This window comes from Serratia sp. Ag1 (assembly GCF_000743355.1).
Classification (GTDB): domain Bacteria; phylum Pseudomonadota; class Gammaproteobacteria; order Enterobacterales; family Enterobacteriaceae; genus Chania.
In genome coordinates, this window is record NZ_JQEI01000018.1 from 19,162 (window position 1) to 32,607 (window position 13,446).

At 52.0% G+C, this 13,446-nt stretch carries 13 protein-coding genes; all 13 read right to left on the reverse strand.

All coding sequences use genetic code 11. From position 1 onward, the window contains the following. Positions 1 to 21: 21 nt before the first annotated feature. The 13 genes from rnhB to pyrH all read right to left on the reverse strand — a co-directional run bounded on the left by rnhB (position 22) and on the right by pyrH (position 13,418). Entirely contained in the window at positions 22 to 615 is a 594-nt protein-coding gene (rnhB, locus tag IV04_RS11865) for a ribonuclease HII (protein WP_037403767.1), read from the reverse strand. Next, the gene (lpxB, locus tag IV04_RS11870) at positions 612 to 1,760 is read right to left on the reverse strand and encodes a lipid-A-disaccharide synthase (protein ID WP_037403766.1); all 1,149 of its coding nucleotides are present in this window, start codon (positions 1,758 to 1,760) and stop codon (positions 612 to 614) included. Before lpxB ends, rnhB begins: the two co-directional genes overlap by 4 nt. 3 nt (positions 1,761 to 1,763) lie before the next feature. After that, positions 1,764 to 2,552, reverse strand: coding sequence for an acyl-ACP--UDP-N-acetylglucosamine O-acyltransferase (lpxA, locus tag IV04_RS11875; RefSeq protein ID WP_037403765.1), 789 nt, complete (start codon positions 2,550 to 2,552; stop codon positions 1,764 to 1,766). A 3-nt stretch (positions 2,553 to 2,555) separates the two neighbouring features. Next, positions 2,556 to 3,011 carry a 3-hydroxyacyl-ACP dehydratase FabZ gene (gene fabZ, locus IV04_RS11880; RefSeq protein WP_021179919.1) on the reverse strand — a complete coding sequence of 152 codons (456 nt, stop codon included), beginning with the start codon at positions 3,009 to 3,011 and terminating at the stop codon, positions 2,556 to 2,558. 161 nt (positions 3,012 to 3,172) lie between these two features. After that, positions 3,173 to 4,195: a UDP-3-O-(3-hydroxymyristoyl)glucosamine N-acyltransferase gene (gene lpxD, locus IV04_RS11885; RefSeq protein WP_037403763.1), complete on the reverse strand. Its 1,023-nt coding sequence runs from the start codon at positions 4,193 to 4,195 to the stop codon at positions 3,173 to 3,175. 4 nt (positions 4,196 to 4,199) lie between these two features. Beyond that, the gene (gene skp / locus IV04_RS11890) at positions 4,200 to 4,697 is read right to left on the reverse strand and encodes a molecular chaperone Skp (RefSeq protein WP_037403761.1); all 498 of its coding nucleotides are present in this window, start codon (positions 4,695 to 4,697) and stop codon (positions 4,200 to 4,202) included. A 160-nt stretch (positions 4,698 to 4,857) separates the two neighbouring features. Then, positions 4,858 to 7,281 (reverse strand): outer membrane protein assembly factor BamA, encoded by a 2,424-nt coding sequence (gene bamA / locus IV04_RS11895; RefSeq protein ID WP_037403759.1) that lies wholly within the window; start codon positions 7,279 to 7,281, stop codon positions 4,858 to 4,860. A 35-nt stretch (positions 7,282 to 7,316) separates the two neighbouring features. After that, positions 7,317 to 8,672: a sigma E protease regulator RseP gene (gene rseP / locus IV04_RS11900; RefSeq protein ID WP_037403758.1), complete on the reverse strand. Its 1,356-nt coding sequence runs from the start codon at positions 8,670 to 8,672 to the stop codon at positions 7,317 to 7,319. Positions 8,673 to 8,701: 29 nt separating this feature from the next. Next, positions 8,702 to 9,550: a phosphatidate cytidylyltransferase gene (gene cdsA / locus IV04_RS11905; protein WP_037403756.1), complete on the reverse strand. Its 849-nt coding sequence runs from the start codon at positions 9,548 to 9,550 to the stop codon at positions 8,702 to 8,704. Between the two features lie 9 nt (positions 9,551 to 9,559). Then, positions 9,560 to 10,318 carry a (2E,6E)-farnesyl-diphosphate-specific ditrans,polycis-undecaprenyl-diphosphate synthase gene (gene ispU / locus IV04_RS11910; protein ID WP_037403754.1) on the reverse strand — a complete coding sequence of 253 codons (759 nt, stop codon included), beginning with the start codon at positions 10,316 to 10,318 and terminating at the stop codon, positions 9,560 to 9,562. A gap of 280 nt (positions 10,319 to 10,598) precedes the next feature. Then, the gene (gene ispC / locus IV04_RS11915) at positions 10,599 to 11,795 is read right to left on the reverse strand and encodes a 1-deoxy-D-xylulose-5-phosphate reductoisomerase (RefSeq protein ID WP_037403753.1); all 1,197 of its coding nucleotides are present in this window, start codon (positions 11,793 to 11,795) and stop codon (positions 10,599 to 10,601) included. 157 nt (positions 11,796 to 11,952) lie between these two features. Further along, complete coding sequence (gene frr / locus IV04_RS11920; RefSeq protein ID WP_037403752.1) at positions 11,953 to 12,510, reverse strand: ribosome recycling factor; 558 nt, start codon at positions 12,508 to 12,510, stop codon at positions 11,953 to 11,955. A 182-nt stretch (positions 12,511 to 12,692) separates the two neighbouring features. Continuing rightward, a complete protein-coding gene (gene pyrH / locus IV04_RS11925) occupies positions 12,693 to 13,418 on the reverse strand; it encodes a UMP kinase (RefSeq protein ID WP_037403751.1) in 726 nt (241 codons plus the stop codon). Positions 13,419 to 13,446 lie beyond the last annotated feature (28 nt).

Sequence of the window (13,446 nt, forward strand, 5' to 3'; positions counted from 1 at the left end):
AACGCTGTGTTTGCACGAGAGCTACAGTTCCAGAGCGCGCCTTACTGGCGCAAAACTGCGGCGATGATGCTGAGTAGCCCCTAATGCGGCCAGCTTTTCCAGATGGAAAGCGGTTGGGTAACCTTTATGCTGGGCAAAACCGTACTCGGGGAATACTCGATCCAATTCAGCCATTTCACGATCGCGTGTCACTTTCGCCAGAATTGAGGCCGCGCTGATTTCCGCTACACGACTATCGCCCTTGACCACTGCCTGCGAACACATCGGCAATGCTGGGCAGCGATTGCCATCAATCAGCACCATATCCGGCGTGAGAGACAGCCCAGCCACCGCTCTCTGCATCGCCAACATGGTGGCGTGCAGAATATTCAGCCGGTCAATCTCTTCCGGCTCGGCTCGCCCCAGGCTCCAGGAGAGCGCTTTCTCCACGATCTCTTCGTATAACGCTTCGCGGCGTTTCTCGCTGAGTTTTTTTGAGTCAGCCAAGCCGACGATTGGCCGTGCCGGATCGAGTATCACCGCTGCGGTCACAACGGCACCCACCAACGGGCCACGCCCCACTTCATCGACACCGGCAATCAGTTGGGCATTAGGATAAACAAAGGGTTCGATCATGCGTTAGCCAACTCCAACACCGCCTGAGCGGCCTGCTGGTCTGCGCCACAGCGAATACTCAGATGCAGTTCAAGGAAAGTCTGTTTCAGTTGTACGGTTTGCGGATTCTCTTCCAGCAACGGCAACAATGCCGTCGCCAGTTTATCCGGCACACAGTCGTGTTGCAGCAGTTCCGTCACGATTTCACGCCCCGCCAACAGGTTCGGTAACGAGACATAAGGGGTTTTCACCAACCGCTCCGCCAGCCAATAGGTAAAGGGTTTCATACGGTAGCCCACCACCATCGGGCATTTCGCCAGCATGCACTCCAGTGCGGCAGTGCCAGAAGCCAACAGAGCGGCATCACTGGCGATCATCGCTTCACGCCCTTTGCCATCAAGCAGATGTACTTTCAGCTCAGGTGCGACTTCAGCCTTGATGCGCTCGAACTGTTCGCGCCGTTTGGTATTCACCAGCGGTACAACCACTTCCAGATCCGGATAGCGAGTACGCAACAACTGGGCAGTCTTGAGGAAATCACCGCTCAACATTTCAACCTCTGCACCACGGCTACCTGGCAGCAGTGCCAGGCAACGCGCCTCAGGGGCGATCCCCAGTGCCGCACGCGCAGCCAGTTTATCCGGCTGTAGCGGCATTGCATCGGCCATGGTGTGGCCGATAAAGCGGCAGGGAACATTGAAACGATCGTAAAACGCTTTTTCGAAAGGGAGAAACGCCAATACCAGGTCGGTCGCTTTACCAATTTTGAAAACACGCTTTTGGCGCCATGCCCACACAGACGGGCTGACATAGTGAATAGTGCGGATACCGCGCTTTTTCAGACGGCCCTCCAAAGTGATATTGAAGTCTGGCGCATCAATACCCACAAATACGTCAGGTGCAAGTTCGCTGAACCGGCGGGTAAGATCCCTGCGGATCTTCAACAGGCGTGGCAAACGCTCAAGAACCTCTACCACCCCCATTACCGCCAGCTCTTCCATTTCGTACCAGGCTTCACACCCTTCGGCCTGCATCAACGGACCCGCTACACCGACAAAACGGGCTTCTGGATGCTGCACCTTAAGCGCACGGATTAATCCAGCGCCAAGAATATCACCAGAGGTTTCACCGGCGACCAATCCGATAGTCAATGGACGATTTAGCATAAATCAGCGAATAATCCCGCGCGTTGAACGGCTAAAGAAATCGAGGAACTGCTGCACTACGGGCTGTTCTTGTGCCAGAAGTGCGATCTCTGATTTGGCTTCATCAAAGGTTTTTTCACTGCGATAAAGAATTTTGTAGGCGTTGCGGATTGCCTGCATCTCGTCTTTATCAAAACCACGACGTTTCAACCCCACGGCATTCACCCCAAACGGCGTCGCGTGATTACCTTGTGCAATGACAAACGGAGGTACGTCCTGCGCAACACCGGAGCAGCCGCCAACCATCACGTGTGCGCCGATCACGCAGAACTGGTGAATAGCGGTCATGCCACCGATAATAGCGTAATCGTCAATTTCCACATGGCCCGCAAGCGTCGCGTTGTTGGCAAGCACACAGAAGTTGCCGACCACACAGTCATGAGCAATGTGAACGTTAACCATCAGCAGGTTATCATTACCTACTTTGGTCAAACCCGTGCCCTGCGCAGTACCGCGATGAATGGTCACACTTTCACGAATACGGTTACGATCGCCAACCTCAACACGCGTTGGTTCACCGGCATACTTCAGATCCTGATTCACTTCACCAATAGAAGCGAACTGGTAAATCTGATTATCACGGCCAATCTTAGTGATACCGTTCACCACCACATGGGATTTCAGTACCGTACCCGCGCCGATTTCCACCTGGGAGCCGACGTAACAGAAAGGACCAATCTGCGCACCCGCGCCGATAACAGCACCTTCTTCAACGATGGCGCTAGGGTGGATAAAGGCGGTTTTATCAATCACGGATTATGCCTCCCGGCTGCGGGCACACATCATGGTTGCTTCGCAGACAATTTTTCCGTCAACAGTCGCCACGCCTTTAAAGCGCGTCAAACCACGACGGGTCTTTTCGAAAGTGACTTCCATGATCATCTGATCGCCTGGCACAACAGGACGTTTGAAGCGAGCTTCATCAATACCTGCAAAATAATACAATTCGCCCGGCTCCAGTTTCCCTACGCTTTTGAACGCTAGAATACCCGTGGCTTGCGCCATCGCTTCCAGAATCAATACGCCTGGGAAAATAGGTTTACCAGGGAAGTGCCCCTGGAAAAACGGCTCATTAACAGAAACGTTTTTCACTGCACGCAGATATTTGTGCTCTTCAAAGTCCAATACACGGTCAACCAGCAAGAATGGGTAACGATGAGGAAGCAGTTCCAAAATTTCTGCAATATCCAGAGTATGAGTGTCAGTAGTCAAAATACTCTTCCTGTCTCTAAAAACTGATGGCATCAACAACACGGCCTGCGCTGATCCCAAAAAGGAGATCATCATGCAGGCCGCAAATTAACAACTCTTTGCGCTTTTGGCTTCAAGGCCAACGCGTTTCGGTGTGCACCCAGCAAGGCGGGCGGAGGTGACTAATCTTTTCCGACTTTTCGTTCGACAGCTTTCAAGCGCTTGCTGATCTCATCGATATTCATCACCAACGCGGCGGTTTTACGCCAAACTTTGTTGGGCTGTAGCGGGATGCCCGAGGAGTATACCCCAGGTTCGGTAATTGGTCGCATAACCATTCCCATACCGGTGACAACCACCTTGTCAGCAATCTCCATATGGCCATTGATCACGCTGGCCCCACCAATCTGGCAATAGCGGCCGATTTTCAGGCTACCAGCCATTATCACACCACCTGCGACAGCGGTATTGTCGCCAATCACAACGTTATGTGCAATCTGGCACTGATTATCAATGATAACACCATTCCCGATCAGAGTGTTATCCAACGCCCCGCGATCGATGGTGGTGCAAGCCCCGATCTCAACGCGATCACCGATGATCACTGTGCCCAACTGCGGGATCTTGATCCAATTGCCACGCTCGTTGGCATAGCCGAAACCATCTGCACCAATCACCGTTCCTGATTGCACCAGGCAGTGTTGACCGATTTCAACTTCATGATAAATAGTAACATTTGCCCACAAACGCGTACCCGCACCAATGCGTGCGTGTTTACCGATAAAACAGCCAGGGCCGATAACCACGTTATCGCCAAGCTCTGCACCGGACTCAATAACCGCATTTGCTCCAATGGCAACATTTTGCCCAAGCCGGGCTTCAGAAGAAATCACCGCGCTGGGCGCAATATCCGCTGCAGGTGCCGGCGTGGTATCCATCAATTGCGCCATACGCGCATAAGTCAGATAAGGATTCTTTACCACCAAGGCCGCAGAGCGACAATGTGGTAAATCTGCAACGGTCAAAACAACAGCACTCGCCTGGCAAGAAGCCAGCTGTTCTTGATAGCGGCTGTTTGATAAAAACGTAATTTGGCCAGCCTGTGCAGAATGCATAGAAGCAATGCCGGTGATGACAATATCGCCATCACCGTGCAATTGTGCATCCAACTGCTGTGCTAAATCAGCCAGTCGAATCGAAAGCATGTTGTTATTTAACCTGTTTCAGCACGTCAGCAGTGATATCTTTAGAAGTACCTACATAAGCAACGGCGTTAGCGTCGATCACTACGTCATAGCCTTCTTTGCTGGCAACAGCTTTCACTGCATCCTGAATACGAGCCAGGATCTTATTACGCTCTTCCATCTGGCGGCGACGGTTATCCTGCTCAAAAGCCTGAGCTTTCTGAGAGAACTGCTCGCGCTGTGCCATCACATCTTTTTCCATCTTGGTACGTTCGCTGGCTTTCATGGTAGAACCATCACGCTGCAGTTTCTGCATTTTAGTCTGCAGATCGCGTTCCATGTTCTGGAGTTCGCTCGCGCGGCCTTTAAACTCACCTTCCAGTTGTTTAGCCACGGCTTCACGAGCTGGCAACTGTTGGAAAATACTGGAAACGTTAACGACAGCAATCTTGTCAGCTGCCTGAACGCTTGCTGAAGCAGCCATTGCTAAACCGAGGCCTGCGGCACACAACCACTTTTTCACTATAAACTCCTTACCATCACCCGTTTGTGTCACACGACACTTTGAAGTACACAATCTGCCAGACCGACTGGCTACACAATGAGAATCCTCTCCCTTTGCTTTGCCTCCGGCCTGGCACCTGCGATTCTTTTTAACTGCTTATGCCCAGAAGTGAAACCCGTTACCAGGTTTTACCAATGTTAAACTGGAACTGCTCTGACTTGTCGCCATCGTATTTCTTGATCGGGTCGGCATAAGAGAACACCAACGGACCCAATGGCGACATCCATTGCACTGCCAGACCCACAGACATGCGGATGTTGCTCGCTTTACTGTAATCGGGAATATCGTACATACGTGTTTGGTCAGTATTTTCCCACTTGGTATCCCATACCGTACCCGCATCCATAAACACGGAAGTACGCACCGAGTTGGCATATTTCTCACTGATAAACGGTGTCGGTGTAATCAGCTCAAGGCTGGCGACAGCCATGGCGTTACCGCCAACAGCATCGCTGGAATTACAAATGACCTGCGGCACGCTGCTACCCGGCGCATCATTACAGCTATATGAATTGGAGTTGTAATAAACTGCTTTCGGGCCAATGGTATTGGACTGGAAGCCACGCACGGTGCTTGAACCACCCGCATAGAAGTTCTCATAGAACGGCATCTCTTTGCCGCCAAGACCATCGGCATAACCCACACGGCCACGGCTCAACATGACCCAGTTGGCATCGTCGTCAATAGGCAAGTATTGCGTGCTGTCCAAGGTGAATTTGTAGTACGAGTTGTCAGAACCCGGCGCGACAATCTTGGTATTCAGCGTAGTACGGTTACCTGAAGTCGGGAAATAACCACGGTCCAGATTGTTGTAAGTCCACCCCAGAGTCAGCGGGAAATCATCCGCTTTATAGCTAGCGCGATTCACCAGATCCGGGTTTTCACCGACAGAATCCAGATAACGCCACATAGCAATCTGTGGCTTCATCTGCGACAGGGAGTTATGCACATAGCCCAAACCAGCACGCAACGAGTTATTCTCGTTGATCGGGAAGCCCAGCGTGCCGTCTACACCATAGCTGCTGTTGGTATAATCAGACAGATCGGCGTTATTGGCCTTAAAGTCGTTATAGAATATGCGCCCACCCAGGCTGACACCATCAACGGTGAAGTATGGGTTGGTGACTGACAGTTCAGCGTAGGTCTGGTAATCGTTCTTGGTGCCGTTGATACCCACAGAGTAACCGGTACCCAACCAGTTATCCTGCTGCACACCGGCCTGGAAGCTCACGCCACTCTCGGTGCCATAACCGACACCAAAGTTCAGAGTACCGGTGTTACGCTCTTTAACCCTGTAGACCACGTCAACCTGGTCAGGAGTCCCCGGCACGCGCTGCGTTTCCACATCTACGGTTTCGAAGTAGCCCAAGCGATTCAAACGATCCTTGCCCTGCTCAACCTGATCGTTACCCAGCCATGCGCCTTCCATCTGGCGCATTTCGCGACGCAGTACGGCATCTTTACTGGTATCGTTGCCTTCAAATTTGATGCGGCGAACATAGAAGCGATTACCCGCATCAATGTTAACCAGCAGTTTTACGGTTTTATCCGTATCGTTGATTTCCGGCTGAGTCTGCACACGCGGGTAGGCATAACCATAACGGCCCAGCATCTTCTTGATGCTGTCTTCCATTTTGGTCACTTTACTGCCGCTATACAGTTCGCCTGGCTCGATTTTGGTCAACTGGGCAACTTCCGCCGAATGCCCCGCCAGGTTACCGTTCACTACCACGCCAGAAAGCTTATACTGCTCGCCTTCGGTGATATTGATAGTGATGTAAATACCTTTCTTGTCCGGCGTCAGGCTGACCTGAGTCGAATCAATGTTAAAACGCGCATAGCCGCGATCCAGATAGAAGCTGCGCAGGATTTCAAGATCGCCTGCCAGTTTCTGTTTCTGATACTTACGATCGCCAACCACGTTCCACCACGGCACTTCATCACGCAATTGGAAGCGAGAGATCAGTTCATCGTTGGTGAAAGCATGATTGCCAACAATATTGATCTGTTGGATGGTAGCGGAGACCCCTTCAGCGAACACCAGCTTCAGGTCAACACGATTACGTGGCAGCGGTGTCACTACCGCTTTTACCGAAGCGCTGTACTTGCCGACGCTGTAGTAGAAATCTTCCAGCCCTTTTTCAATGGTGGACAAGGTGGTGCGGTCGAGTGCTTCGCCAACCCGGACGCCAGAAGCCTCCAGGTTTTGCTTGAGCATGTCATCTTTCACCGATTTGTTGCCGGAGAAAGTAATGCTAGCAATGGTAGGACGTTCCTTAACCTGAACAATCAGCGTATCACCGTCGCGTAGTACGCGCACATCCTCGAAGTTGCCGGTAGCAAACAAGGCATGAATGGTGTTACTGATATCATCATCAGAGACGGTATCGCCTACGCGAACCGGCATGTTGAGTAACGCCGCACCGACGGCGACTCGTTGCAGGCCTTCGAAATGAATATCTTTCACTACGAACCCGTCTGCACCGTATACGGTGGCGCTGCTAAACAGCAGCGACGCTATGAGCAACTTTTTCATCGCCATCGTTGTTATGCGTTCTTCCTAACCTGTCCCCGCCCCTAAAGACGAGAAAAATCATTGAAAAGTGCAAGACCCATTAACAGTACCAACACGATCGAACCAATGCGATAACTGTAGTCCTGTACTCGCTCAGAAACCGGCCCACCCTTCAGCTTTTCTATTGCCAGGAAGAGGAGATGCCCACCATCTAATACCGGTAATGGGAATAGGTTGATGATCCCTAAGTTGACACTGATCAACGCCAGAAACATCATATAATACACAAACCCTACACCCGCTGACGCCCCCGCTCCCTGTGCAATGGAAATAGGGCCACTCAGATTGTTCAGCTTTACATCACCGGTGATTAACTTACCCAGCATATTGACCGTTAGCCGCATGAGCTGCCAGGTTTTGTCCCCTGCCTGATATAACGCTGAGAACGGCCCATACTGACGAACCGTTTTATACTCGTCAGGCAGCGGTAATACCTTCGGTATTATGCCAGCAAAACCCACCATTTTGTCTTTTCCCACCGGTTTTGTATCCGGTATCAGCGTTAAAGACAAGGGGGTTCCGTTTCTTTCGATCCCTAAAACCAAGGGTTTACCTGGGCTATCATGGATTCGTTTAACCAAGGTTGACCAGCGCCCAAGCAACTGACCATCGACTTTAACGATCCTATCCCCTGTTTGTAAACCCGCCTTTTGCGCTGCTGATCCCTGTTGCACTTCTGACAGTACAGATTCTATCTGCGGGCCACGTGGGATCATGCCTAGAGAACGAACAGGATCTTCCTTGTCCGGTTCAAAGCTCCATTGGAGCAGATCCAGGGTTTTATTCACCACTTGTGAAGAACCAAATGGAGCAACTCCAACCTCGGTTTTTGCATCACCAATTTTGCTCACCAGCGCGAACCGAACCGATTCCCAATCAGGCGTTTCGATACCGTCAACGGACTTAAGTTCCATACCAGGGGAAATTTCAGCTTTGGCAGCAATAGATTGCGGCGCTATTTCGCCAATAACCGGGCGAAAGCTTGGCACGCCGACAATGAAGACGATCCAGTAAGCCAGAATGGCAAACAGGAAATTAGCGATGGGGCCAGCACTGATAATCGCCGCGCGTTGCCAAATCGCTTTGTTATTGAATGCCTGATGGCGCTGCTCCGGTGCAACCGTCTCTACGCGCTCATCAAGCATCTTGACATAGCCACCGAGGGGGATCATGGCAATGATATATTCCGTACCCTGGCGGTCGGTACGGCGCCACAGCGCTCGGCCAAAACCAATGGAGAAACGCTCTACACGGACACCACAGCGGCGGGCAACCCAAAAGTGCCCAAACTCATGTACGGTGATCAATACACCCAGAGCAATCACAAACGCTACCAAGTTCCAGAGCACGCCGACCATATAAACCCTTCATTCCCGCCGATGGCGGATTAAAACACTAACAGCATCAAGCAGGCAAATACTGGCACTGCTGCGGTCAAACTATCAATACGGTCCAATATCCCGCCATGTCCAGGGATCAGATGACCACTGTCCTTGATACCGGCTTCACGCTTGAACATGCTCTCGGTAAGATCGCCTAATACCGACGCCAGCGCTGCAACCACGGAACAAATCAGCAGAGTGATTGGAACCACGTTTAACGGCGCATAGCGGCCAAACAACCAAGAGATAATAGCCGAAGTCACCAGCCCGCCAATCAGCCCTTCCCAGGTTTTACCTGGGGACACTTTAGGCGCCAGCTTATGCTTGCCAAACAGTTTGCCGAACATATAGGCACCGGAATCCGCTCCCCATACCAACAGCATGACGTACAGCAGCCACCAGGCACCGGTAAAATGATTGTGCTCATAACCAAACTGGCGCAAAGCCATCATCCCCCAGAAGAACGGGATAATGGTCAATAAACCGAAGAGCAAACGCAGCGGACGCGAATTGCGCCACAGTGCAGCAGAGCCGGGATAGAATAGCACCAGCAGCAACGCCCCCAGCCACCATGCTAACGACAGCCACAGTGATACGCCAACTTGTAACTGTTCAGTGACGTGCTGATAGGCAGGCACGCTGAGCATCATCAGCGCCAACAGAAAGCCGCATAACATCGCCAACCCGATACGTTGAGAACGCTTGGCGAAACCGGCAAGCTGCCCCCACTCCCAGGCTGCCAGCATGCAGACAGCGAGTGTTACCAGGGCAAAACCCATAGGCGGCAGCAAGAACAGCGCTGCGATAACCAGCGGAATTAAAATCAGAGCAGTGATGAGGCGATACTTCAGCAAAAGTTCCCCCTAGGACGCATTGGCATCGATAGGTGTTGTTCCCCCGAAGCGACGCTCACGTTGTGCAAATGCATTCAGCGCACCTTCAAAGACAAGTTCATCAAAATCAGGCCAGAGTACATCAGTAAAGTAAAGCTCGGCGTAAGCAATTTGCCACAACAAGAAGTTACTTATGCGATGTTCGCCACCGGTACGGATCACTAAATCTACTGGTGATAAGTCGCTCATGCAGACACGCTCACTCAGTAGCTCCTCGCTGATCTGTTCCGGCTGCAACACACCTTGTTGCACTTGCTCGGCCAGATCCCTTACTCCCTGAATGATATCCCAGCGGCCACCATAGTTAGCGGCAATATTCAGCGTCAAACCATTGTTATCAGCAGTCAGTTTCTCAGAACGATGGATACGCTCCTGCAGACGCGTGCTGAAGCGGCTGATATCGCCGATGACACGCAACCTGACGTTATGTTTATGCAAACTTTTTACTTCGCTGTCCAGTGCACGCACGAACAGCTCCATCAGGGCAGAGACTTCCTGCGCCGGGCGATTCCAGTTCTCACTGCTGAAGGCATAAAGCGTGAGCGCATCCAAATGGTGACTGGCTGCAAAACTGACCGCGCGGCGTACTGATTTTACCCCTGCTTTATGCCCGAATACACGTAATTTACCCTGACGTTTAGCCCATCGCCCGTTACCATCCATGATAATAGCGACATGACGCGGTCCTTGAGCAGACAAATTAGCTTCTTGTTGGTTTGCGGACGACATAACTCGTACTTATTCCCTCGGTAGAAACACCACAGCCTTAGCGGAACATCCAGCCCTAGCGCGCAAAAAAAGCCGTGTGCCTGACACAGCTTTTCAGTCTGCCCACCGGCGCCCCCAGAAACACCCGGGAAATATCGGCTGATGACGCACTCAATTCGGCCATTATTCAACGGTATATCCGATGATTGTGGCGCAGACTATATCACCTCAATGAAGCGCGAACAAACGGCCCCACTGCAGCAAGCGCTATTTGCAAAAAAATCAGACAATGCGCTAGAGATTAGACGCGCAATACCTGGGCCACACTGCGAGCTATTTCACGTGCCTGACGATCAATGTCTAAAACCTCCTCCACACAAGAAGGCTCCTGTAACGCCAGACGTTCTACCACTTTTTGATTCACCGTAGCGATGTCGGTAAATCGAATTTCTTCCTGCAGGAATGCGGCCACGGCGACTTCGTTAGCCGCATTCAACGCCGTCGTTGCGGCCTGCCCGGCATCAAAAGCGTCGATCGCCAGATACAGACACGGGTAACGCTCACGCTCCGGCTCAGAGAAGGTCAGCGCGCCTATACGGCAAAAATCAAGGGCTGCCACCCCGGAATGAATGCGTTGCGGATAAGCCATCGCATGAGCTATCGGGGTACGCATATCTGGCGTACCCAACTGCGCCAACACGCTACCATCAGCATAGCGCACCATCGAGTGAATTACCGACTGCGGGTGCAGGATCACTTCCATCTCGGCGGCTGAGGCATTAAACAACCAGCGTGCTTCAATGTACTCCAAGCCTTTATTCATCATAGTGGCAGAGTCCACCGAAATCTTGCGCCCCATCGACCAGTTAGGGTGCGCACAAGCCTGATCCGGCGTCATTGCCGCAAACTGATCCAATGGCGTCGTACGGAATGGCCCGCCGGAACCCGTCAGAATAATGCGCGAAACACCATGCTCCTGCAAAGAAGACTCACCCAACTGGCGCTGGATGCTTTCAGGCAAACTCTGGAAAATAGCGTTGTGCTCGCTGTCCAACGGTAACAGTTGCGCCTGGCTCTTTTGTACCGCCTCCATAAACAGGCGGCCACAGGTCACTAGCGACTCTTTATTCGCCAACAGCACCTGTTTACCAGCACGAACGGCGGCCAAGGTAGGTAACAATCCTGCGGCCCCGACAATAGCCGCAGTCACCTGGTCAACGTCGCTCAATGCGGCCAACTCGCAAGCAGACTGAACCCCTGCCAACACCTCGGTTTTAACCGCATGTTCCGCCAGTATGCCCCTTAACTCACGTGCGGCGCTTTCATCAGCCATCGACGCATAAGCAGGGCGAAACTCCATGCATTGCTGCGCCATCACCGCCACGTTGCGGCCAGCAACAAGTGCCTTGATCGCGAAAAGGTCGGGATTCTCCCTGACCACGGCCAGGGTGCTGGTGCCCACAGAGCCCGTGGAGCCCAAAATAGTCAGTTGCTTCATGAGTTTGCTCTGAATCACTGTCTGATGAGATCGGAAGTATTCCAGTGTGTAACTTGAACCACCGCTTGTCCATGATCTTTCAGTACGAGAAAACGGGATCTACGCCACAAAAAATAAAGCGCCACCTAAGCGACGCTTTATTTCTGCGCGATGCTGATTAGAAATCCATCAGCTCTTTTTCTTTGTCTGCCAACGCCGCATCAAGCAACTTGATGTAGGCATCGGTCATTTTTTGAATATCGTCCTGTGAACGACGTTCTTCGTCTTCGCTGATTTCTTTATCTTTCAGCAAGACTTTCACTTTATCGTTAGCATCACGGCGCACGTTACGCACGGCAACACGCCCCTGCTCAGCTTCACCACGCACCACCTTGATCAGATCTTTACGGCGTTCTTCAGTCAACGGTGGCAGCGGAACACGGATCACGCTACCGGCTGAGCTTGGATTCAGGCCAAGATCGGATGACATAATGGCTTTTTCTACTGCCGAACCCAAAGAACGATCGAACAAGTTGATGGCCAAAGTGCGGGAATCTTCTACCGTCACGTTAGCCAACTGACGTAGTGGCGTGGCAGAACCATAATACTCCACCATGATGCCATCCAGAATGCTTGGAGAAGCACGGCCAGTACGGATCTTGCTGATTTGGTTTTTGAATGCTTCGACGCTTTTTTCCATGCGTGAATCAGCATCTTTTCTGATTTCGTTAATCACGTTGCGAACCCTTGGAAGCTGGTTACTTGGCAGGCATACAACAAGTATAGCCCGTGAATGTTACTCAAGGAGGAGCACCCAACGCCTGGCGTCAACCGCTCCCGCTCATCCCTTTTGTTTGCAGCCGCAGCGTTGCTGACAACAACTCCAAACTCTCGGGTATAAATTTGGTTGAGCACCCTTTATTTGGTGATCAGCGTGCCTTCGCTCTCACCCATCACCACACGGCGCAGTGCGCCCGGTTTATTCATGTTGAACACGCGGATAGGTAAGCCATGATCGCGCGCCAGCGTAAACGCGGCCAGATCCATCACTTTTAACTCGCGTTCCAACACATCCTGATAGGTTAACTGTTCGTACAGTGTCGCGTCCGGGTTTTTCACCGGATCAGCCGAGTATACACCATCCACTTTAGTCGCTTTCAACACCACGTCGGCTTCAATTTCGATCCCACGCAGGCAGGCAGCAGAATCGGTGGTGAAAAACGGGTTACCGGTACCGGCAGAGAAAATCACTACGCGGTTATTGCGCAGCAGGCTGATCGCCTCTGCCCAACTGTAATTATCACACACGCCGTTCAGTGGAATGGCTGACATCAGGCGGGCGTTCACATAGGCGCGGTGCAACGCATCACGCATAGCCAGACCGTTCATGACGGTAGCCAGCATCCCCATGTGGTCGCCCACAACGCGGTTCATACCGGCTTGCGCCAGGCCCGCACCGCGGAAAAGGTTACCACCGCCAATAACTACACCGACCTGAATTCCCAGCTCGACCAGCTCTTTGACTTCCTGAGCCATACGATCCAAAACGCTCGCGTCGATACCAAAGCCTTCTGCACCTTGCAAGGCTTCACCGCTCAATTTGAGCAGGATACGCTGATAAACGGGTTTTGCATTGGTTGCCATGGTGTTCTGTCCTAAGAAGCAGTAATAG